This is a genomic window from Stenotrophomonas sp. PFBMAA-4, from assembly GCF_030053215.1.
GTDB lineage: Bacteria > Pseudomonadota > Gammaproteobacteria > Xanthomonadales > Xanthomonadaceae > Stenotrophomonas.
In genome coordinates this window covers 1-22,293 of record NZ_JASGBW010000011.1, presented here as the reverse complement: position 1 = coordinate 22,293, position 22,293 = coordinate 1, and the positions used below count along the sequence as shown (strand labels likewise).

Annotated in this window: 18 protein-coding genes; 9 read left to right on the top strand and 9 right to left on the bottom strand. The window is 69.0% G+C overall.

Annotation, left to right across the window (positions count from 1 at the left end):
* Nucleotides 1–123: 123 nt before the first annotated feature.
* From QMZ26_RS09030 to QMZ26_RS09005, 6 genes are all read right to left on the bottom strand, one after another.
* Nucleotides 124–522, bottom strand: a complete 399-nt coding sequence (locus tag QMZ26_RS09030; RefSeq protein WP_283221246.1) for a hypothetical protein — start codon at nt 520–522, stop codon at nt 124–126.
* Between the two features lie 67 nt (nt 523–589).
* On the bottom strand, nt 590–2,629 hold the full coding sequence (locus QMZ26_RS09025; RefSeq protein WP_283221245.1) for an FUSC family protein: 2,040 nt from the start codon (nt 2,627–2,629) through the stop codon (nt 590–592).
* Nucleotides 2,630–2,632: 3 nt separating this feature from the next.
* Entirely contained in the window at nt 2,633–4,102 is a 1,470-nt protein-coding gene (locus tag QMZ26_RS09020; protein WP_283221244.1) for an efflux transporter outer membrane subunit, read from the bottom strand.
* Nucleotides 4,099–5,016, bottom strand: coding sequence for an efflux RND transporter periplasmic adaptor subunit (locus tag QMZ26_RS09015; RefSeq protein WP_283221243.1), 918 nt, complete (start codon nt 5,014–5,016; stop codon nt 4,099–4,101). Before QMZ26_RS09015 ends, QMZ26_RS09020 begins: the two co-directional genes overlap by 4 nt.
* Nucleotides 5,013–5,222: a DUF1656 domain-containing protein gene (locus QMZ26_RS09010; protein ID WP_010487502.1), complete on the bottom strand. Its 210-nt coding sequence runs from the start codon at nt 5,220–5,222 to the stop codon at nt 5,013–5,015. The genes QMZ26_RS09015 and QMZ26_RS09010 overlap by 4 nt, the downstream gene beginning before the upstream one ends.
* Nucleotides 5,223–5,331: 109 nt before the next feature.
* Complete coding sequence (locus tag QMZ26_RS09005; RefSeq protein ID WP_079224394.1) at nt 5,332–5,787, bottom strand: MarR family transcriptional regulator; 456 nt, start codon at nt 5,785–5,787, stop codon at nt 5,332–5,334.
* A gap of 266 nt (nt 5,788–6,053) precedes the next feature.
* On the opposite strand from QMZ26_RS09005, the gene folE reads away from it, so the two are divergent.
* From folE to QMZ26_RS08985, 4 genes are all read left to right on the top strand, one after another.
* A complete protein-coding gene (folE, locus tag QMZ26_RS09000) occupies nt 6,054–6,665 on the top strand; it encodes a GTP cyclohydrolase I FolE (RefSeq protein WP_079224393.1) in 612 nt (203 codons plus the stop codon).
* Nucleotides 6,666–6,777: 112 nt separating this feature from the next.
* Complete coding sequence (locus tag QMZ26_RS08995; protein WP_079224391.1) at nt 6,778–8,247, top strand: DUF3375 domain-containing protein; 1,470 nt, start codon at nt 6,778–6,780, stop codon at nt 8,245–8,247.
* Nucleotides 8,234–8,935 (top strand): DUF4194 domain-containing protein, encoded by a 702-nt coding sequence (locus QMZ26_RS08990; protein ID WP_283221242.1) that lies wholly within the window; start codon nt 8,234–8,236, stop codon nt 8,933–8,935. Before QMZ26_RS08995 ends, QMZ26_RS08990 begins: the two co-directional genes overlap by 14 nt.
* A 16-nt stretch (nt 8,936–8,951) precedes the next feature.
* Complete coding sequence (locus QMZ26_RS08985; protein ID WP_283221241.1) at nt 8,952–12,332, top strand: SbcC/MukB-like Walker B domain-containing protein; 3,381 nt, start codon at nt 8,952–8,954, stop codon at nt 12,330–12,332.
* Nucleotides 12,333–12,386: 54 nt separating this feature from the next.
* On the opposite strand, the gene QMZ26_RS08980 is transcribed toward QMZ26_RS08985, so the two are convergent.
* Nucleotides 12,387–13,166, bottom strand: coding sequence for a TSUP family transporter (locus tag QMZ26_RS08980; protein WP_079224385.1), 780 nt, complete (start codon nt 13,164–13,166; stop codon nt 12,387–12,389).
* An 81-nt stretch (nt 13,167–13,247) separates the two neighbouring features.
* On the opposite strand from QMZ26_RS08980, the gene QMZ26_RS08975 reads away from it, so the two are divergent.
* Complete coding sequence (locus tag QMZ26_RS08975; RefSeq protein WP_200734189.1) at nt 13,248–13,640, top strand: YchJ family protein; 393 nt, start codon at nt 13,248–13,250, stop codon at nt 13,638–13,640.
* A 3-nt stretch (nt 13,641–13,643) separates the two neighbouring features.
* On the opposite strand, the gene QMZ26_RS08970 is transcribed toward QMZ26_RS08975, so the two are convergent.
* Nucleotides 13,644–14,924, bottom strand: a complete 1,281-nt coding sequence (locus tag QMZ26_RS08970; RefSeq protein ID WP_108760558.1) for a GGDEF domain-containing protein — start codon at nt 14,922–14,924, stop codon at nt 13,644–13,646.
* A gap of 142 nt (nt 14,925–15,066) precedes the next feature.
* Here QMZ26_RS08970 and egtB point away from each other — a divergent pair, with 142 nt between their 5' ends.
* From egtB to QMZ26_RS08950, 4 genes are all read left to right on the top strand, one after another.
* Nucleotides 15,067–16,338: an ergothioneine biosynthesis protein EgtB gene (gene egtB / locus QMZ26_RS08965; protein WP_283221240.1), complete on the top strand. Its 1,272-nt coding sequence runs from the start codon at nt 15,067–15,069 to the stop codon at nt 16,336–16,338.
* Entirely contained in the window at nt 16,335–17,321 is a 987-nt protein-coding gene (gene egtD / locus QMZ26_RS08960) for an L-histidine N(alpha)-methyltransferase (RefSeq protein WP_079224380.1), read from the top strand. Before egtB ends, egtD begins: the two co-directional genes overlap by 4 nt.
* An 87-nt stretch (nt 17,322–17,408) precedes the next feature.
* Nucleotides 17,409–19,565 carry a lytic murein transglycosylase gene (locus tag QMZ26_RS08955; protein ID WP_283221291.1) on the top strand — a complete coding sequence of 719 codons (2,157 nt, stop codon included), beginning with the start codon at nt 17,409–17,411 and terminating at the stop codon, nt 19,563–19,565.
* Nucleotides 19,566–19,839: 274 nt separating this feature from the next.
* Nucleotides 19,840–20,571, top strand: coding sequence for a GYF domain-containing protein (locus QMZ26_RS08950; protein WP_283221239.1), 732 nt, complete (start codon nt 19,840–19,842; stop codon nt 20,569–20,571).
* Nucleotides 20,572–20,577: 6 nt separating this feature from the next.
* Here QMZ26_RS08950 and QMZ26_RS08945 read toward each other — a convergent pair whose 3' ends face one another.
* The gene (locus QMZ26_RS08945) at nt 20,578–21,765 is read right to left on the bottom strand and encodes a benzoate/H(+) symporter BenE family transporter (protein ID WP_283221290.1); all 1,188 of its coding nucleotides are present in this window, start codon (nt 21,763–21,765) and stop codon (nt 20,578–20,580) included.
* Nucleotides 21,766–22,293 lie beyond the last annotated feature (528 nt).

Genomic DNA, 22,293 nt, shown 5'->3' with positions numbered 1-22,293 from the left:
CGACCAACGGTCGGCACCCACCAAAGCAGAGCGCCATCCCTCAGGAAACCCGCTTTTGCCGTTGAGGTTGCCGGCCAGCGGCCGGCACTACCGCAGGTGCAGGGCGCAGCCCTGCCGCCACACCTACTCCGCGATCAACACCAGCCCGTCCGGAAACACGATCGCCGGCTCATCGGCACTCAGATCGAAGAACCCCACGCCGTGCTTCTCGGCCAGGTCCTGCACGCGCCCATGTGCACGCTCGGCCACCGAATACGCGAACGCGCCGTAGATTACCTGGCGGCCGATGCTGTAGTCGGTCACCTCGGCACGATCGTCATCGTCGTTGCTCAGCGGCCCGTTCATCGGCGGGAAGTCCTGTGCCATTTCCGCAAACCAGCCCTGCAGCGCCGGGCTGCTCACCGTCGGGTCGTCGTACTCGTGGTTCTCACCCCACTCCGCCTGTTTCTCGAACCAGGCGATGAAGGCCGCGGCGTCGCGCGGGGCCACGCTGGCCTCGAACACCATCATGTCGTAACTCATTGAACCGTCCCGTTGGCATGGTCGAAGGATGACGATGGTAGCGCCGGGCCACGCCCGGCGGATCGCATCACACCGACGGTGCTTCGGCGTCCGCCAACCCCGGCGCCAGCGCCTTCGCCTCGGGGAACAGCGCGAAGCGCAGGCCGATCAGGCCCATCAATGCTTCATCGCGCGCCTTGCAGGCGGCCACGCCACCCACGCGCCCCAGTGACGTGTCCAGGCGCTCGCGCAGGGCTTCGGCCGCGGCAATCGGGTGGCGCGCGGCGATCTGCCGGCGGTAGTGCGCGGCGATCTCTTCCAGGATGTGCTCCACCGCCTCGCGGCTGCGCTCGGGCAGTTCCAGCCGCGCGCGGCGCAGCTGCAGGATGTTCAGGCCGATGCGCGCCTCGTTGAGCATGTCCACCGAGGCGATGTCGCTGCCTTCCGGCGTCGCCGCCAGGCGCGGGGCGAGCAGGCCCAGCAGATCGAGCATGCGCGCGGCGAAGCGCTGGCGGTCCTGCTGGCCGCGCCCTTCGGCGGCCTCGGCCAGCGTGTTCCAGCCCTGCCGCACCAGGCGGCGCGCGGTCCACTCGGCACCCACCGAACGGAACAGGCGGGTCATCACCACTGCAAAGCCGATGCCGATGAACATGGCGATGGACGAATTGAGGAAGCTCTGGATGTTGGCGCTGTAGGTGTTCTGCAGGCTCAGCAGGGCGGCCAGGTTCACCGTCAGCGGCAGTGCGAACAGCGCGCTCTTGGGGTGGTGCAGCAACAGGCCCAGCGGCAGGAACGCCACCGCCAGCACCAGCGCCAGCAGGCCGAAGTCATGCACGGCCGGGAACACGCCGAACAGGTACACGCCGGCTACCAGCGAGGCGACGATGGCCCACACCAGGAACGAGACCATGCTCGGTGCCGGATCGTCCTGCGCAGCGAAGAAGGCCGCCGTCACCGCCGCCATCATCGCGCCGTTGCCGCCACCCTCCCACCCCAGGCCGATCCACAGCACGCAGTAGCTCATCAGGGCCACGCCCGCGCTGAGTGCGGAGAACAGCGCCATGCCGTAGTCGACATGCTTGTCGGCGGCCACGCGTTCGGTGCGGATACGGTAGTGCGCGCGGTCCAGCGGCGCGGTGCCGTGGTCGATCGCGTGCTGCAGGGTGCGGCAGTCCTGCCACAGGTCCACCAGTTCCTCCAGGCGCAGCAGCAGGCTGGCCAGCTGAAGGTGCTGCAGGTCGCTGTCCACCTGCGGCTTCAGCGCACTGATGCGCGCGCGCAGGCGGGCGTAGTCGCTGGCACTGGCGGGTGTGTCGATCCAGTCGTGGATGTCATCGACCAGCGCAGGCAGCCCTTCGGGCAGTGTTTGGCCATCACTGCGCAGCGCGCTCAGGCGATCGGCGATCGAGGACAGCACCGGCAGCAACAGCAGCATGCGCTCGCGCAGGCGTTCCATCGAAATGGCCCCACCGGCATGACGCGGATCATCGCGGCGCAGGAACTCGATCAGGGCCTCGAACTGCACCAGGTCGGCGGCCAGCCGGTTGCGCGGGGCATGGGCACGGCCGCGCTCGAGGATCTGCCGGCACCATTGCGACGCATCCTCCATCCAGTTGCCGATGCGCGTGCGCAGCATCGGCTGCACCGAGGCCGGGAACAGCAGCGAGGCGGCCAGCACCGCCACCACCGTGCCGAGGATGATCTCTTCGCTGCGCGCCACCACCGTGTCGAAGATGGTTTCCGGCGAAGTCACCGCCGGGAAGCCGATGAAGGCGGTGGTGTAACCGGCCAGCAGGAACGCATAGCCGCGCGGGCCGCGGTTGAGCAGGGCCAGGAACAGGCAGGCGGCCAGCCAGATCGACATCGCCGCGCTCAGCACCAGGGGCGTTTCCACCAGCGCCGGCAGCACCAGCAGGGTGGCCAGGCCGGCCACCAGGGTGCCGACGATGCGGTACACGCCCTTGGCCCGGGTCGGGCCCAGCAGCGGTTGGCTGACGATGTACACCGTGCCCATCGCCCAGTACGGGCGCGACAGGTTGCCGGCCATGGCGATGTACAGCGCGGCCACCGCGGCCAGGTAGGTCTTGATCGAGAACAGCCACGCCTGGCGGTCGGTCAGCGCGTTCATGGCTTACTTCGCCGTGGCCTGTGCGGTGGCGGGCGCGGCCGGGGCGGCTGTCGCCTGCCAGCCGCCACCCAGCACCAGGAAGAGATGGATCTGGTCGCGCGAGACCTGCGCCTCGGCAGCGGCCAGGGTGGCATCGCTGGTGGCCAGGCTGCGGTCGGCGTCCAGGCTGGACAGGTACGGCGTGCGTCCGCCCTGGTACAGGCGGCGGTTCTGCTCGGCGGCCAGTGCGGCCTGCTGCTGGGCTTCGCGCAGCGACTGCAGGCGGCGCAGGTCCTGCGCGTAGCGGTCCAGCGCAGTCTGCGTCTCGCGCAGGGCCTGCAGCACGGCATGGTCGAACTCGGCCAGCGCAGCATCGGCACCGGCCTCGGCGGCGTGGATGCGCGCGTGGGTGCCCGAGGACGGCAGCGTCCAGGAGATCAGCGGGCCGATCGACCACTGCTGGGTCATCGGCGTACCGAAGTCTTCCAGCAGGCCGGCGGCACCGAGCGAGGCGCCCAGGCGGATGTCCGGGTACAGCTCGGCGGTGGCCACGCCAATCCGCGCGGTGGCCGAGGCCAGCTTGCGCTCGGCCTGGCGGATGTCGGGGCGGCGCTGCAGCAGGGCGCGGCCATCACCCACCGGCAGGGGCTGGGCCAGGCGCGGCGCGTCGGCGCAGTCGATCACCCCGGCCGGCAGCTGGCCGGGGGTCTGGCCAAGCAGGGCGGCCAACGAATAGGCCGCGGCCGAACGCTGCGCGCGCAGCGGCGGCAGCGCGGCTTCCAGCAGGGCCACCTGCGCGTTGGCGCGGGCCAGTTCCGGCGGCGTGCCGCGGCCGGCCTGGATCAGGCGCTGGGTGACCGAGCGGCTGCGCTGCTGCAGCTGCAACGAATGCTCGGCCACGTGCAGTTCGTGGTTGGCGTGGCAGATTTCCAGGTAGCTGTCGGCCACCTCGGCCACCACGCTCACCTGGGCCAGGTCGCGTGCGGCGGCCACCGACTGTTCGTCGGCGTGGGCGGCTTCGGCACCGCGCTTGAGCTTGCCGAACAGGTCGAACTGGTAGCTGGCGGAGAACTTGCCGTCGGCCAGGTTGATCACCGGCAGTTCGTGCTCCTGCAGGAAGGCCTCGGCCGACAGCTGCGCGCGGCTGACCCCGGCTTCGGCCTCGTACTCGAAGCCACCGGCATCCATCGCCTGTTCGTACACGGCCGCGGCGCGGCGCAGGTGCGCATCGGCGGCCTTCAGTTCGACGTTGTCACGCAGCGCCTGTGTGATCAGGCCGTCCAGCACCGGGTCGTTGTACAGCGACCACCAGCGGTCGGGCAGCGCCTGGTTGGCGGCGACGTCCGGGTTCCGGGTGTCGATGAAGGCGGCATTGGCCTCCGGGCGCTTGAAGGCCGAGCCTTCCGGCAGGGCGTAATCCGGTCCGACGGTCCTGCAGGCCGCCAGGCTGGCCAGCGCGACGATCAGGCCAAGACGGGGCAGGGTGGTGTTCACAGGCCCGCCTGTGTCGGCGTGGTGCCGGCCTTGTCTGCGTGCTTGCTGCTGTTGGTCTGCACCGTCACCGTGGCGGTGCGGCCGGCGATCAGTTCGACGCCCTGCGGCACCTCGTCGATGGCGATGCGCACCGGGATGCGCTGCGCCAGCCGCACCCAGTCGAAGGCCGGGGTGACGTTCGGCAGCAGGGTGCTGCCGTTGCTGCGGTAGCGGTCCTCGATGCCGGCGGCGATGCTTTCCACGTGGCCACGCAGCGCGGTCGACTCGCCCATCAGGCGGATGTCCACGCTCTGCCCCGGGGCCACGCCGCGCAGGCGGGTTTCCTCGAAGTAGCCATCGATGCGGAACGAACCGGTATCCAGCAGCGCCAGCACCGGCTTGCCGGCCACCACGTAGTCGCCCACGCGCATGGTGCGGTCGTTGACCCGGCCATCGGCCGGTGCGTGCACCTCGGTGCGGGCCAGGTTCAGATCGGCCAGGTCCACCGCGGCCTGGGCGGTGGCCAGCGCGGCCTGCGCGGCCTGCAGCTTGGCCCGGCGCACTTCGGCATCCTCGGCGGCTACCAGGTCCTGCAGGCTGCGGTCGCGGCCGATCTCGCGGCGCAGCTGTGCCACCGACGCCTGGCGCTCGGCCAGGCTGGCCTTGGCCTGTTCCAGCGCGATGCGGTAGCGCGCGCGATCGATCACGAACAGCACGTCGCCCTTCTCCACTGCCTGGTTGTCGGCCACGTTCACCGATTCCACCAGGCCGGACACATCCGGGGCCACCTGCACCACGTCGGCGCCGACATGGGCGTCACGGGTCCACGGCTCATCCATGTAATAGACCCACAGCTGGCGCAGCACCAGCAGGGCGACGATCACCGCTGCGCTGGTCAGCAGTATGGGAAGGGTCTTCTTCACGATCTTGTTCACGATTGCATCCAACGCAGGAGGTGGAACAGCAGGCCAAGCACGATCCCGTACAGCGCCAGGTTGAACAGCGCCGGATGCCAGACATGGCGATAGGCGCCGGCACGCTGCAGCAGCGCGTGCAGGCCGCTGTTGACCAGGTAGGCCAACAACATCAACCCGAGCAGGGTCGGGACGAACACTCCGTGGAGACTGAATTCACCGGGCATCGGTAGGGGGGGCGAGATGGGGGAGGGGAGGGCAACACACAGGACAACGGCAACGGGCAAAAGCCGCTGGCGCGTGCACGGCAGCGGCGGTGTTTCAAGGAGAACGGCGTCACGTGATGCGGTCGGCCGCCTCGGCCAGCAGCCGCCATGCCTTCAGCACGGCCTGCAGTTCATCCATGGAAAGTTCACCGAACACGTCCTGGCGCAGGCCGATGAGCTGTTCTTCCAGCTCGCGCACCAGCACCTGTCCCTCGTCGGTCAGCCACAGCAGGTTGGCGCGGCGGTCGCTGGCGTCGCTTTCGCGGCGGACCAGTTCGCTGGCGCACAGCTTGTCCAGCAGGCGTACCAGGGACGGGCCTTCCATGCCCAGCTGCTGGGCCAGCGCCACCTGGCGGATACCGCCGCCGGAGCGGCCGATCATCAACAGGGGCATGGTGCAGGCGGTGGAGATGCCGTAGCTGCCGAGCCGGCTGTCGGCCAGACGCTGCCACTGTCGCCCTGCATAGAGCAGGCCGGAGCTGAGCTGCATCTGCAGCCGGGTACGTTCGTCGAGGGGCGTGTCCATAAGAGATAGATAGGATACTACTAATTTCATTCCTATCAATAGTTTTTGCTGAATGGTTGATCGGGTGGGTGTACTGGGGAAAGCGTTGCGCCTGCTGGTTGTCGGTGGGGCAGCGGGGGCCAGACGGTGCAGGACACGCCGTAAACCCCCCTCCAGCCCAGTACCAGACAAGGCGCCCAAAAGACCCCCCGATGAACCGTCCCCACAGGACGACCCACCCCCCGGTCGGGTACGATGCTCGCCCCCCGTTCGGGACGCTGTACGCAATGAGCAAGAACAACGAAAAGGCCGCCCCGCAGGGCGATGTGACCCAGGACCAGGCCGAGGATGCCGTGCGCACCCTGCTGCGCTGGGCCGGCGAGGACCCGTCCCGTGAAGGCCTGCTGGATACCCCCCGCCGTGTCGCCGAAGCCTATGGCGACTGGTTCAGCGGTTACCGCGACGACCCGCGCGCCTACATGGAGCGGACCTTCGAGGAAGTGGCCGGCTACGACGAGCTGATCGTCCTGCGCGACATCGAGTACGAAAGCCACTGCGAGCACCACATGGCGCCGATCATCGGCCGCGTGCATGTCGGCTACCTGCCGGCCGGCAAGGTCGTGGGCATCAGCAAGCTGGCCCGCGTGGTCGAGGCCTACGCCCGCCGCTTCCAGGTGCAGGAAAAGATGACCGCGCAGATCGCCCAGTGCATCCAGGATGTGCTGCAGCCGATCGGCGTCGGCGTGGTCGTCGAAGGCGCCCACGAATGCATGACCACCCGCGGCATCCACAAGCGCGGCGTCAGCATGGTCACCTCCAAGATGCTGGGCAGCTTCCGCGACGACGCGCGTACCCGCGCCGAGTTCCTGCGCTTCATCGAAGTGGGCGGCAGGCGCTGAGCCGCCTGCCCGCACCGCGCCGGCCCCGCGTGGCCGGCACGTCCACGGCTGCCCCCGCGGCAGCCGTGCATGGCTGCCCGCAGCCGCCAGCGTCCATGAATCCTTTCGCTGCATGAAGCACCGCGAACGCATTGCCCGTTACCGCCATCTGCGCGAACAGCCCCAGTGGAAGCTGCTTGCCGCCGACCACGCCCCGGAAATCATCGGCCTGCTGCAGGGCCTGCTGATGGACGGCGAGCGCACGTTGCCGTCTTCGGTGCTGAACGAGCGCCTGCAACGCGCGCTGGACCAGCTGGCCGGCGACGAACTGTCGCGCGAGCTGCCGCGTACCGCCCAGGCCTACATCGCCCACTGGCTGGCCCAGGGCTGGCTGGAACGCCGCCTGCCCGAAGGCGCCGACCAGGAGCAGTACGAACTGTCGACCCCGGCGCTGCAGGCGATCCGCTTCGCCGACAGCCTGGAGCAGGCCCGTGTGGCCGCCACCGAAAGCCGCCTGGCACTGGTCATCGAGCAGCTCTCGGCCCTGGCCGCGCAGACCGAAGCCGATCCCGATGCGCGCCTGTCCGCGCTGCACGACGAGCGCGACCGCATCGATGCCGAGATCGCCCGCGTCGGCGCCGGCCGCGTGGTGGCCCTGGACGGCAAGCGCGCGCTGGAACGCACCCGCCAGATCATCGGCCTGGCCGACGAACTGACCGAGGACTTCCGCCGCGTGCGCGATGACTTCGAGCAGCTCAACCGTGATTTCCGCGAACGCATCATCGACGACGAAGGCGAGCGCGGCGACGTGCTGTCGCAGCTGTTCGAAGGTGTCGATGTCATCGGCGAAAGCGATGCCGGCCGCAGCTTCCAGGCGTTCTGGCGCCTGCTCAATGATGCCGAGCAGAGCGCTCAGCTCGACGCCGCGCTGGAGGCCGTGCTTGCGCGCGGCTTCGCCCGTCGCCTGGACCGCAACGAACGCAACTTCCTGCGCGGCTTCACCAGCACCATGCTGGAACGCGGCGGCCAGGTGCACGACGTGCTGCAGAACTTCGCGCGCAGCCTGCGTGGCTTCGTGCAGAGCCGTGGCTATCTGGAACAGCGCCGCCTCAACCAGCTGCTGAAGCAGGCGCAGTCCGAAGCCCTGGCCCTGCGCGATGATTTCCCCGCCCAGCGCAGCATCGGCCGCGACCTGCAGCTGACCACCAGCCGCCTGCGCTCGTGGTCGCAATGGAAGCTGCACGACCCGCGCAGCGCCCAGGTCGATGGCAACGTCGAATACAACGACGCGGCCGCCATCAGCCTGGAAAGCGTGGGCGACCTGGTCGCGTCGTCGGAAATCGACTTCCGGACCCTGCGCCGCGACCTGCACGACCTGCTGGACGCACAGCCGCGCCTGAGCATCGCCGAGGCCCTGGCCCAGCGCGAAGCACCGCAGGGCTTGGGCAGCGTCATCGGCTACCTGTCGCTGGGCACGCGTTTCGGCAACGTGGTCGCCGGCGAGCAGGAACTTGCGCAATGGCGCGGAGGCGACGGCCAGGTGCGCCGCGCACGTATTCCGCTGGTTTGGTTCACCCAGGAGAGACGCCATGAGCTGGCATGAAGATCCCATCGAAGCAGCGGCGCCCGACCTGGTCGAAGACGCCTACGAGGCCGAACCGGCACCCGTGGCTGCAGCGCCGCGCCGCGGCAACGACGTCTATTACATGGGCGATACCGGCCGCCTGCCGCTGGATGCGCGCCGCGCGCTGTGCCAGCTGCTGATCGGCCCCAGCATCGACCAGCTGCGCCACGCCAAGCTGTGGCCCGCGCTGATCCGCAGCGAGGCCGCCATCCGCTCGTCGCTGGCCGACCTGTTCCTGGAACTGGTGCTGGACCGTGACAGCGGCGTGGCGTTCACCCGCCAGGCCGACACCGAAGATGTCGATGCCCCGGTGCTGCTGCGTACCTCGCCGCTGACCTTCATCGATTCGGTGCTGCTGCTGTTCCTGCGCCAGCAGCTGGCCGAGGCCGATGCGCGCGGCAACCGCGCCGTCGTCGCCGATGCCGAGATGGCCGAAGCCCTGGCCATCTACGAGAAGAACCTGTCCACCGACCGCGCCGGCTTCAACCGCCGCGTGGCCTCGGCCGTGCAGAAGATGAAGGACAACCACATCCTGACCCGCCTTGGCGGCCAGGAAGACCGCCACGAAGTCTCGCCGGCGCTGAAGCTGATGTTCTCCGCCGAAGACGTGTCCCAGCTTTCGGCGGTGTACCGCCAGCTGCGCGAAACCCCGGCTGCAGAAGCCTGAGAGACCCGAGCACCGCATGGCCATTTCCAAGCACACTCCCGCCCTGTTCAACGACGGCCTGCCGGACCCGCGCCTGCAGCAGTTCCGCATGCGCTGCCTGCAGGTGCACAACTGGGGCACCTTCAACGGCCTGACCGAAGTGCCGATCGCCGAGCGCGGCTTCCTGTTCGTCGGCCGTTCCGGCTCGGGCAAGTCCACGCTGCTCGATGCCATGTCCGCGCTGCTGACCCCGCCGGCCATCGTCGACTTCAACGCCGCCGCGCGCGAAGCCGAGCGCAGTGGCCGCGACCGCAACCTGGTGTCCTACGTGCGCGGTGCCTGGGCCGACCAGCAGGACAGCGGTACCGGCGAAATCGCCACCCAGTACCTGCGCAAGGGCGCCACCTGGACCGCACTGGTGCTGGAATACCGCGCCGGCGATGGCCGCGTGGTGTGCCTGGTGCGCCTGCTGTGGATCTCCGGCAACGGCACCTCGGCCGGTGACGTGCGCAAGCACTACATGATCGCCGAGCGTCCCTTCGACATCGCCAAGGACCTGGGCGGCTTCGACCTGGACCTGCGCAAGCTGAAGCAGAAGCTGGCCGACATCCACCACTTCGACACCTTCTCCGGCTACGCCGAGCGCTTCCGCCACCTGCTGGGCATCGACAACGAAATGGCGCTGCGCCTGCTGCACAAGACGCAGTCGGCAAAGAACCTGGGCGACCTCAACGTCTTCCTGCGCGACTTCATGCTGGACACGCCGCGCACCTTCGATGCCGCCGAGCGCCTGGTCAGCGATTTCGCCGAGCTCGACGGCGCGCACCAGGCGGTGGTCACCGCCCGCCGCCAGGTCGAAACCCTGCTGCCGGCGCGCGCGCACTACACCGAACTGAAACACATGCATCGCCAGCGCGGCGATGACGAGACCCTCAAGCTGGGCATCGACAGCTTCCGCGAGAGCCGTCGCCAGCTGCTGATCGAAGCGCGCCTGCGCGAGATGGATGTGCGCGACCGTGGCCTGCTGGGCGAAGAAGCCCAGCGCCGTGCGGCGCTGGACAACCACACCGAACGCCTGGCCGAGCTGGAACTGCAGCGTCGCCAGCAGGGTGGCGAGCGCATCGAGGAACTGGAACGCGAGCAGGGCCGCGCCGAAACCGAGCGCGACCGCCGCCTGGCCAAGCAGGCGCAGGCCCGCGACGCCGCGCGCCACCTGCAGGCTGAACTGCCCGAAGACGCACATGCCTTCGCCGAGCTGGTCGAGCGCGCGCAGAACGAACTGCAGGACCGCCAGCGTGCTTCGGCGGCGCTGGACGATGCGATCAGCGAACGCCTGGGCGGCAAGCGCGATGACGAGCGCCGCTTCGGCGAAGTGCGTGGCGAACTGGAAGCGATGCAGCGCACGCCGTCCAGCATCCCCGCGCCGATGCAGAAGCTGCGCGCGCGCCTGGCCGAAGAGACCGGCATTTCCGAAGCTGCGCTGCCCTTCGTCGGCGAGCTGATCCAGGTGCGCAGCGAGGAGCAGAACTGGCAGGGCGCGATCGAGCGCGTGCTGGGCGGCTTCGCGCAGTCGCTGCTGGTGGACGACAAGCATTACAACGAAGTGGCCGACTGGGTGAACCGCACCCACCTCGGCATGCGTTTCACCTACTACCGCGTGCGCCGCAACGATGATGCGTTCGCCCGCGAGCCGTCCGCGCGTTCGCTGCTGCACAAGCTGGAACTGCGCGACCACGCCTTCGAAGGCTGGCTGCGCCGCGAGCTGGGCAAGCGCTTCGACTATGAGTGCGTCGATGCCAAGCAGCTGCGCAACGTCGACCGCGGCATCACCCGCGAAGGCCAGGTCAAGCATCCGGGCGACCGCTTCGAGAAGGATGACCGCAGCGCGGTGAACGACCGCCGCCGCTGGATCCTCGGCTTCAACAACCGCGACAAGCTGGTGGTGTTCGAGCGCGAGGCGCAGGAACTGGCCAAGCGCATCGCCAGCTGCGATACCGATATCGCCAGCCTGCGTGGCCAGCGTGACCGCGACAACGAACGCCGCCTGGCCTGCCATGAGCTGATCGGCATCCAGTGGAACGAGATCGACGCGGCCGCACCGCAGCAGCGCCTGGCCGATATCGAAGCCACCCTGCGCGACCTGCGCGAAGGCAACGCCGACCTGGCCCGCCTGGCCAAGCAGATCGACGCGGTGCGCGCCGATATCGAACAGGCCCGCCGCACCTATGAGGACACCCGCGTCGAGCGCGGCCAGCTGGTGCGCGAACGCGACCGCCTGGACCGTGCCCGCCAGCAGAGCCGCGCCCTGGTGCTGCCGGCGCTGGCCGAAGACCAGGAAGCCGGCCTGGCCGAGCGCCTGCAGGAGCAGGGCCCGCTCAGCCTGGAAACGCTGGAAGCGCACATGCGCCAGGTCAGCAACGCGCTGAACGAACAGCTGTCGTCCTCGCAGCAGGACGTCAACCGCGTCGAGAACCTGCTGCTGGGCTGCTTCCGCCGCTTCGTCCAGCAGTGGCCGGAGGAATCGGGCGACTTCACCGTGTCGGTGGCCTCGGCCGAGGATTTCCTCGCCCGCCTCGAACGCCTGGAACGCGACGGCCTGCCGCAGCACGAAGAGCGCTTCTTCGACCTGCTGCAGAACCAGAGCAAGAACAACCTGCTGGCCCTGCAGCGCCACAGCGCCGAGGCCCGCAAGTCGATCGGCCAGCGCCTGGACGAGGTCAACGCCAGCCTGGAGCAGGTGCCGTTCAACCGCGGCACCCTGCTGACCATCGAGCTGAGCGACCGTCGCCTGCCGGAAGTGGGCGAGTTCCACCTGCAGCTGCGCGAAGTGCTGTCGCAGCAGCAGACCGAGCAGCGCGAGCTGGCCGAATCGCAGTTCACCGTGCTGCGCCAGCTGGTCAACCGCCTCGGCTCGCAGGAAGGCGAGGACAAGCGCTGGCGCGAGCTGGTGCTGGACGTGCGCATGCACGTGGAGTTCATCGGCGTGGAGCTGGATGCGGAAACGCGCCAGCAGGTCGAGATCTACCGCAGCGGCGCCGGCAAGTCCGGTGGCCAGCGGCAGAAGCTGGCCACCACCTGCCTGGCGGCGGCGCTGCGCTACCAGCTCGGCGGTGCCGACAGCCAACTGCCCAGCTACGCCGCGGTCGTGCTCGACGAAGCCTTCGACAAGGCCGACAACGAGTTCACCGCGCTGGCGATGAACATCTTCGACAACTTCGGCTTCCAGATGGTGGTGGCCACCCCGCTGAAGTCGGTGATGACGCTGGAGCCGTTCATCGGTGGCGCCTGCTTCGTCGAGATCAGCGGCCGCCATGATTCGGGCGTCCTGCTCATCGAGTACGACGAAGAAGGCAAGCGCCTGAAGCTGCCCGAACGCAGCCGCCAGCAGGCCAGCGAACCGGAAGAAGCCGAGGCCTGAGCGCCTCGGCAGGCCCCCTGGTAGCGCCGGGCCATGCCCGGCGGCACTTCGCCCTCACGCCCCGCGGAACGTATCCCACGCCATCCGCGCGATCAGCACCACCACCAGCCCCACGAACAGCTTGCGGATGAACGGCGTGCCGCCCTTCAGCGCCAGCCGCGTGCCCACCACCGAGCCGATGATGTTGGCCGCCGCCATCGGCAGTGCGAACAGCCACAGGATGTTGCCGGTCGGGATGAAGAACGAGATCGCTGCCACGTTCGTCGCTAGGTTCACCACCTTCGACGCCGCCGAGGCGCGCAGGAAATCCAGGCCGAAGAAGCGCACGAACAGGAAGATCAGGAAACTGCCGGTGCCCGGCCCGAAGAAGCCGTCATAGAAGCCGATGGCCGCACCGATGGCCAGGGCGATCACCAGCTCGCGGCGGCCGATCTCCTGCGGCCGGTGCAGCGCGCCGAAATCCTTCTTCCACAGCGTGTAGCCCAGCATCGCCACCAGCAGCACCAGCACCAGTGGCCGCACCGCGTCCTTGGGCAGCAGGCTGACCGCCGTGGCACCGGCGAAGGAGAAGATGAAGGCCGTACCGGCGGCGAACAGCACCGGTTTCCACGGGAAGCGCACGTTGCGCGCATAGCGCCAGGCAGCCGCGCCGGTGCCGAACATCGAACTGAACTTGTTGGTGCCGAACAGCATCGCCGGCGTCTGCTGCGGCAACACCGTGAACAGGCCCGGCAACTGCACCAGCCCGCCACCGCCCACCGCCGCATCGACCAGGCCAGCGATGAAGGCGATCACCACCAACCACCACAACTCGGGGGGAACCAGTTCCAGCACGGCAATCAACCAAAGTGGGGGCGCGACAGCATACGCCTATCACCGATGGATGCCGGGGGCGTCCCGCGCGACAATGGCGGCATGACCCGCACCCCTGCCGATCCCTGTCCCTGCGGCCTGCCCGCCGACTACGCCGCCTGCTGCGGCCGCTACCACGCCGGCGAAGCCGCGCCGGATGCCGAACGCCTGATGCGCTCGCGCTACAGCGCCTACGTGCGGCAGTTGTCTGATTACCTGCGCCAGACCTGGCACCCGGAGACGCGCCCGGCCGAACTCTCGCTGGACGAGGCGCCGGGCCAGCGCACCCAGTGGCTGGGCCTGACCGTGAACGAACACAGCATCACCGGCCCGGACAGCGCCGAGGTCCGCTTCACCGCCCGTTACCGCATCGGCGGTGGCAGCGCCGTGCGGATGAACGAGCACAGCCGCTTCCTGCGCATCGACGGCCGCTGGTACTACCTCGACGCGGTTTGAGCCTCAGCCGCCGCGCACGGCCAGCACGCGCTGGCCGCCATGCGCGCAGACCCGGTTGCGGCCTTCTTCCTTGGCCGCATACAGCGCCTGGTCGGCTGCCTTGACCACCCCGGACGGCCGCGCATCCACGCGGCTGTCGGCCAGGCCGATGCTCACCGTCACCTGCACCACCTGGCCCGTGCCGCCACGCCCGCGCTGCTGCTGCCCGGCCGCATCGTCCCGGCTGCGCGTGCTGCGGTCGCGCAGCTGCATGCGGCTGTCCTCGATGTTCTGCCGCAGCGCCTCCACCGCATCCACGCAGGCCGGCGCCGGCCGGTCCAGGAACACCACCGCGAACTCCTCGCCGCCGTAGCGGAACGCGCGGCCGCCATCGCCCACCCGCGCCAGGCGCGACGCCACCAGCTTCAGCACGTCATCGCCGGTGTCGTGGCCGTGGGTGTCGTTGAACTTCTTGAAGTGGTCCACGTCCACCATGGCGATGCTGTAGGTGCCGGCGGCACGCTGCAGAGTCTCGTTGAAGGCGCGCCGCCCGGGCAGCCCGGTCAGTTCATCGCGGAACGCCATGTGGAAGGACTCCTGCAGGGTCGCGCCCAGCATCAGCAGCAGCGCTGCCACGCTCAGCGCCGGCAGCAGCGCCGGTTGCAGGAAGATGCGCGGCAGCATCCACCACAGGCACAGCAGCGCCAGCAGCATGGCCGTGTGCAGCGGGCGCGGGCGCTGCCAGGCCTGCCAGCCCAGCGCGGCGGTGGCCAGCAGGAACAGCAGGGCCGGCAGCTGCGCCAGCGCATTCCAGTCACTGGGTATCCAGGCGAAATGCCGGTTCGACAGCAGGTCATGCATGCCCTGTGGCTGCTGCACGGCCAGCAGGATGAAGATGGCCAGCAGGGCGCCGCTGCCGATCCCGCGCAGCAGCAGGTCCTGGCGGCGCCGGCCGCGCTCGGGCCACAGCGCGTGGGCGGCGAACAGCAGCGGCAACCAGCTGGACACGGCATGGAAGCGCAGCGGCGTCAGCGGGCTGATGTAGCCCAGGCGCAGGTAGTGGGCCAGGTCGGGGTGCAGCACCGTGAACACGGCAGCCACCAGCAGCAGCAGGCACAGCGTGCGCACCTGGTTGTACATCAGCGCCAGCCCCGAACCCAGGCAGGCCAGCAACCACGGCAGCACGCGCTGGCCGGTCCGGCCGACATCTTCGTTACCCAGCGTGGTCCACAGCACCAGCGCGACCAGCAGGGCAGGCAGCACGAACAGGTAATGCGCAGGCTGGCGGAGCGGATGATGGGACAAGCGGTCATTCCAGCGCGGTCACTACACGGCCGCAGCACTGGCGTTAGCGGCGTCGCTGCGGGGTTCTTGAATGGGCACGATGTGAATGCGCCGGCGCCATGCAATGACATCGCGCTCACCCGCCGCAGCCGAAGCTGGGCCCATGGACAGCGCAACCCTCGCCGTCGCTGCCCCGCAGCGTGAACTCGCCAGCCACTTCGCCCATGTGCGCGGACGCAGCCAGCAACTGGCTGCACCGCTCAGCGCCGAAGACGCGATGCTGCAGAGCATGGACGATGCCAGCCCGGCCAAATGGCACCTGGCCCACACCACCTGGTTCTTCGAACGCTTCGTGCTGGCCAGCGTACGCGGCCACCAGCCATGGGATCCCGCGTGGGATTTCCTGTTCAACAGTTACTACAAGAGCCTGGGCCCCGCCCATGCACGGCCACGCCGTGGCCTGCTGTCGCGGCCCTCGCTGCAGCAGGTGCGCGACTATCGCCGGCACGTGGACGAGCAGGTGCTGGCGCGCCTGGCCGACGGCGACCTCGGCGAAGAAGCGCTGCAGCACCTGCAGCTGGGCCTGCAGCACGAACAGCAGCACCAGGAGCTGTTGCTGACCGACATCAAGCACGCCCTGTGGTGCAACCCGCTGCAGCCGCCCTATCGCGAGGACCTCGCGGCGGCCGCCAGCGCGGCCAGCGCACAGGGCTGGGTTGCACGGGAAGAATGCATCGTCAGCGTCGGTGCAGCGCGCTGGCCGCAGCACGCGCCCTTCGCCTATGACAACGAATCTCCGCCGCATCGCGTGCTGTTGCCCGCGCACGCCCTCGCCGAGCGCCCGCTCAGTAACGGTGAATACCGCGCCTTCGTCGATGCCGGCGGCTATCGCGATCCGCGCTGGTGGCTCAGCGAAGGCTGGGCCCTGTGCGAGGCCGAAGGCTGGCAGCACCCGCTGTACTGGCACGACGACCTGCAGCGCGAGTACACGCTGGGTGGCTGGCGCGATCTCGATCCGCATGCGCCGGTCTGCCACCTCAGCTATTACGAAGCCGATGCCTGTGCGCGCTGGCACGAAGCGCGGCTGCCGACCGAGTTCGAATGGGAAGCCGCCGCCGCCACGCAGCCGCCCAGCGGCCACTTCGCCGACGACGACCAGCTGCATCCGCATGCAGGGCGGGGCACGGGCCTGCGCCAGCTGTTCGGCGATGTCTGGGAATGGACCTCCAGCGCCTATGGCGCCTATCCCGGTTTCCAGCCGTTCGGCGGCAACCTGGGCGAATACAACGGCAAGTTCATGTGTGGCCAGTGGGTGTTGCGCGGCGGCAGCTGCGCCACCCCGCGCGGCCACGTACGCAGCAGTTACCGCAACTTCTTCAATCCACCGGCGCGCTGGCAGTTCTCCGGCGTGCGCCTGGCGAGGGATCTTCCATGAGTACCGTGCAGGACGCGCTGCAGGCGCTGACCGACCTCACCCCCGGCCGCCAGCAGATCCTGGCCGACGCCGTGGCCGGCCTTTCGCGCGCCGCGCGCCAGCTGCCGTCCAAGTATTTCTACGATGCACGCGGCTCGCGCCTGTTCGAGCAGATCACCCACACCCCCGAGTACTACCCCACGCGCACCGAACTGGCGCTGCTTGACCGGGTGCTGCCGGAGATCGCCCGCGCCGTCGGCGCGCATGCCCACGTGGTCGAACTGGGCAGCGGCAGTGGGCGCAAGACCGCGCGCCTGCTGGCCGCCCTGCAGGACCCGGTGGCCTACACCCCCATCGAGATTTCGCGCGCCGCGCTGCTCTCCAGCATCGATCACCTGGCCCCGGCCCTGCCGCAGGTGGAGATGCTGCCGGTCTGCGCCGATTTCACCCGCCCGGTGCAGGTCCCCACGCCGGAACGCCCGGCGGCGCGGCGCCTGCTGTTCTTCCCCGGCTCCACCCTGGGCAACTTCGCGGGCGACGAAGCGATCGCCCTGCTGCGTGCGATGCGCCAGACGATGGGCGATGACGGCCTGGCGCTGGTCGGCATCGACCTGCACAAGGACCCGGCGCTGATCGAGGCCGCCTACAACGATGCCGACGGCATCACCGCCGCCTTCACCCTCAACCTGCTGGCCCGCCTCAACCGCGAAGTGGGCAGCGATTTCGATCTCGATGGCTTCCGCCACCAGGCCCGCTACAGCACCGCGCGCCTGCGCATCGAAACCGATCTGGTCAGCCAGCGCGAACAGGACGTGCACCTGGACGGGCAGACCTTCCACTTCCAGGCCGGCGAGCCGATCCGGGTCGAGTACAGCCACAAGTACACCGAGGCCAGCTTCAACCACCTGCTGCAGCAGGCCGGCCTGGAAACCGTCGCCCACTGGGACGCGTCCGACCCCGCCTACGGCCTGCGCCTGCTGCGCGCCTCCGCTCCGCATCGGTAGCGCCTGGCCATGCCGGGCGGCTGCCAGGCCGTCCGCCCGCGCTAACATGGCCCCAGCACCGGCAACACGGAGGACGCCATGCCCTTGATGACCACGCTCGGCCTGGCCGCCGCGCTGGCCGCGCCGTTGACGGCGCAACCGACACCCGCCGCCGATCCGGCCTTCGCCCGCTGCATGACGCAGCTGCAGGCCACGGCCGCCAAGCAGGGCGTGGCCGCGGATCGCTTCGCTGCCATCACCGCCGGCCTGCAGCCGGACCCCAGCGTGCTGCCACTGCTGGACGCGCAGCCTGAATTCACCACGCCCATCTGGGATTACCTGGCTGCGCTTGTCGATCGCCCGCGGGTGGATGACGGCCGCGCGATGCTGCAGCAGCACCGCGACCTGCTGCAGCGGGTATCAGTGCAGTACGGCGTCGATCCGGCCACCATCGTCGCCGTATGGGGCGTGGAGAGTGACTACGGCCGCGTGTTCGGCAAGCGCCCGCTGCTGCAGTCGCTGGCCACGCTGTCCTGTGCGGGCCGGCGCCAGCCCTTCTTCCGTGGCGAACTGCTGGCGCTCATCAAGCTGATCGAGCAGGGCGACCTGCAGGCGCAGGGGCTCACCGGTTCCTGGGCCGGCGCCTTCGGCCACACCCAGTTCATGCCCAGCACCTACGCGCGCATCGCCGTCGACGGCGATGGCGACGGCCGCCGTGATCTGGTCGGCAGCATTCCCGATGCACTGGCCTCCACCGCCAACTATCTCAAGCGTGCCGGTTGGCGCAGCGGCGAACCGTGGGGCATGGAAGTGCGTGTTCCCGAGGGCTTCAAGACCAGCCAGGCCGGGCGCACCCAGCGTCGTGCGCTGGCGGACTGGCGCGCACTGGGCATCACCGGCCTGGATGGCAGCGCCCTCGCGCCGCCGGGGCTGCCGGCCGATGCCCGCGCGGCCCTGCTGCTGCCCGCCGGCAGCAAGGGCCCGGTGCTGCTGGTATTCCGCAACTACGATGCGATCTACAGCTACAACGCCGCCGAAAGCTACGCACTGGCCATCGCCACCCTGGCCGACCGGCTGCGTGGCGGCAATGGGCTGGCCACGGCCTGGCCCACGGATGATCCCGGCCTGGGCCGCGACGAGCGCCGCCAGCTGCAGACCCTGCTGCTGGCCCGCGGCCACGATATCGGCAGCGCCGATGGCATGATCGGCAACGCCAGCCGGCGCGCGATCCAGGTCGAGCAGCGTCGCCTGGGCTGGCCCGATGCCGATGGCCGCCCCGGCCAGCGCATCCTGCGCGCGCTGCAGGGCGAACCGCGCACCCCGGCCACGCCCACCCGTTTCAGCCTTCCCGCCAACTACAGTGCCGCGCAGTCGCCGGCCATACGGAGTCGATCCACCGTGCAACAGATCCAGGGTGTCAGCAGCGGCCAGTTCCAGGGACTCGATGCCTGGCTGGTGGAAACCCCCGAGGCCACCGCCGCCATCAGCGTGTTTGGTGGCCAGCTGCTCTCCTTCGTGCCCAAGGGCCAGCCCGACGTGATGTGGCTTTCGCCCAAGCGTGCCGAGCTGCCGACCCCGATCCGCGGCGGCAGCCCGGTGTGCTGGCCGTACTTCGGCCGCCAGGGCCAGGGCAACGATGTGCCGGCGCATGGTTTCGTCCGCACCCTGCCGTGGGAACTGCAGCAGGCGCGCCGCCTCGACGATGGCAGCATCGAGCTGACCCTGGCGCCGCCGGCGCTGCAGGATCTCGGCCTGCGCCTGACGATGACCGTGCGGGTGGGCCGCGAACTGCGCCAGCAGCTGGTCACCGAGAACACCGGCACTGCACCGGCCACCTTCACCCAGGCCCTGCACAACTACTTCCGCGTGGGCGACGCCACCCGCGTGGAAGTGGACGGCGTGGACGGGGTGACCTACCAGGACAAGTACGAGAACTACGCGCAGACCCGCCGCCAGCAGGGGCCGTGGTCGCTGCGCGACCCGCGCGACCCGGGCCGCAGCGATCGCATCTACAGCCCGGCCGGGGGCCGCTACGTGCTGCGCGACCCGGTGCTGAAGCGCCGCATCGCGCTGCATACCGAAGGCAGCCGCGCGCTGGTGGCGTGGAACCCTGGCGCTGAAGCCGCAGCGAAGATGGCCGATGTCGGCGATGGCTGGCGCGACTACGTCTGCCTGGAGGCCGCCAATGCCGGTCCCGATGTGGTCACCGTGGTCCCGGGCGGCCGCCATGTGCTGGTGCAGGTGATCTCGGCAGCGCCTCTGTAGCCGGCGCCAGACCGGCTGCCTTTGACCGCGGGCCTGTCATGGCACCGGGTACTAGTCGCAATCTGCACGGAACGCAGCCCGCCTGGGTCCCCGGATGCCGCCCGGACACCCTCATCCGGCACGGGAAAGGACCAGGCCATGGGCTTTTCCAGGCCGGATCGACAGCAGTGACGCTATTGGCCTGGACTGGCCTGCAGCACTCGGCAAGCATCCCTCGCACCGTCACGACGGCGGTGCAAGGGTGCCCGGTGCGGCAGGAACAAGGAGAGGCTTCATGGAAGAAGAGCGTTGGCACTACACCGATGGCGGCAGCCACCACGGGCCATACACGCTGGCCGAACTTCGGCACCTGCTGGAACAGCGGACCATCACGCCAGAAACGTTGCTGCAGCGCGAAGGCGATTCCGGCTGGCGGCCTTTTGCCGAAATCGACCTGGCGGCAGACGCGCCGGTCGATCCGGCCGCCCATGATCCCTACCGCGCACCCGCAGCCGCAGTCGGTCCGGAAACGACCGCAGCGAGCGCAGTGGATCACCTCGGCGGTGAGATGGCGCCGTATGCCGCGTTCGTGGGCCCGCGCTTCGCCGTCTATCGCCAACGCTGGCGGCTGGACTTCGGCGGCGCCAACGCTGCCAGCACGTGGCACTGGCCGGGCTTCCTCTTCGGGGTCATCTGGATCATGTACCGCAGGATGTACGGTATTGCGGCGCCCTGGTTCGGCTTGATGATCACCCTGTTGGTGCTCGAGAAGCTCGCCGGCCTGCCCGAGCTGGTCACCTTGCTCATCTCCATGGGGCTGTCCGTCACGGTGGGCGTCTGCGGCAACGGCTGGTACCTCTCCCACTGCCAGCGGAACATGGCCGAGGTACGCCGCCTGCGCGGCTACGATGAACCGCGGCGGCTGCGCGCGCTGGCCGAGCGGGGCGGCACCAGCGTGGGTTCCGCGCTCGCCGCCCTCGGTGTAGCCCTGGCCATGAGCGTACTGGGTGCGCTCATGGCGGCCTGAACCGTCTCAACCCGATGTGCGTGGCCGCAGTACCAGCAGGCACAGCGAACCTGCCACCAGCCCCCAGAATGCCGAGCCGATGCCGGCCAGTGATACCCCGGAGGCGGTGACCAGGAAGGTGACCAGCGCGGCCTCGCGGTCGCGCTCCACGGCCAGGGCACTGGCCAGGCTGTTGCCGATGGTGCCGAACAGGGCGATGCCGGCCACGCAGGCGACCAGTTCCTTGGGGAAGGCCGCGAACAGGGCGGCCACGGTCGCGCCGAACAGGCCGATCACGATATAGAAGGCGCCAGCCGCCATGGCTGCGGTATAGCGGCGCGCGGGATCCTCATGGGCATCGCGGCCCATGCAGATCGCCGCAGTGATCGCCGCCAGGTTCAAGGCGTAGGCGCCAAAGGGGGCCAGCAGCGTGTTGACCACGCCTATCCAGCCGATCACCGGCGAAATGGGCGCGCTGTAGCCGGAGGCACGCATCACCGCCACCCCGGGGATGTTCTGCGAGGCCATGGTGACCACGAACAGGGGCAGGGCGATGCCAGCCACCGCCTGCCACGACAGTGACGGTGTGACCCAGTGCGGGGTGGCCAGCTGCAGCTGCAGGTCCTGGGCATGCAGCAGGCCACGGCTGGCGGCGATGATGATGCCCACCAGCAGCGTGGCGATCACCGCATAGCGCGGGAACAGGCGGCGGCCGGCCAGCCAGGTGGCGAACATCGCCAGGGCGAGCACGACCTGGGTGTTCATTGCCACGAACACATCCAGGCCGAAGCGCAGCAGCACGCCCGCCAGCATGCCGGCGGCCAGCGCCATCGGTACCCGCTGCATCAGGCGGGCGAAGATGCCCGAGAAGCCGGCAATCATGCCCAGCACCGCGGCGAGCAGGAACGCGCCGGTGGCTTCGGACAGCGAAGCGCCACCGGCGCCGACCACCAGCATCGCCGCGCCGGGGGTCGACCACGCGGTGACCACCGGCACGCGGTAGCGCAGCGACAGGCCGATACAGGTCACGCCCATGCCCAGGCCGAGCGCCCACATCCATGAAGCGATCTGCGCCTGGTTGGCGCCGACGGCCTGTGCGGCCTGGAACACGATCACCGCCGAACTGGCGAAGCCCACCAGCACCGTAATGAAGCCGGCCACGATCGCCGGCACCGAAAGATCGCGCCACCACACCTGTCGAACCTGCGTGCCCATCGCTGTCTTGTCTGTATGCATCCGTACATACATAGCGCTTGCGGCGTTGACCGCGCAACGCGCGGGCAACGCCGCAGTGATGCCGGCACGCACGCTATGCATGGCACAGGCGACGTCTTTGTCATCTTCCTGAAAAAAAGTGTTGACGAATCCTGCAGGATCTCTAGAATTCGCTCCCTTGCTGCGGCGTGGCAACTTCCTCGGAAGTGACCCGCCAACAGCGACGCCACACCGGCGAACGAGATGATCGAACGAAGGTGTTGACGGACTCAAAAAGTCCGGCATAATAGGCGGCTCGCAACGACGAAAGGCCTTCGGGTCCAACGACGAAGCGGCATCGGCAACAACGTCCACTTCGGTGAGACGGCCTTGAAAAAAGGTGTTGACGAAGCGGAAAAGCCGGCTATAATGGGCGGCTCGCTACGAAGGAAACTTCGCAGCACACGGGAATGGCGCTGAGGCCACTTCCCAAGATCTTTGAAAGTATGCGCAGGTATCTTGTGAAGGCGCCTGCAGGAAGGATGATTG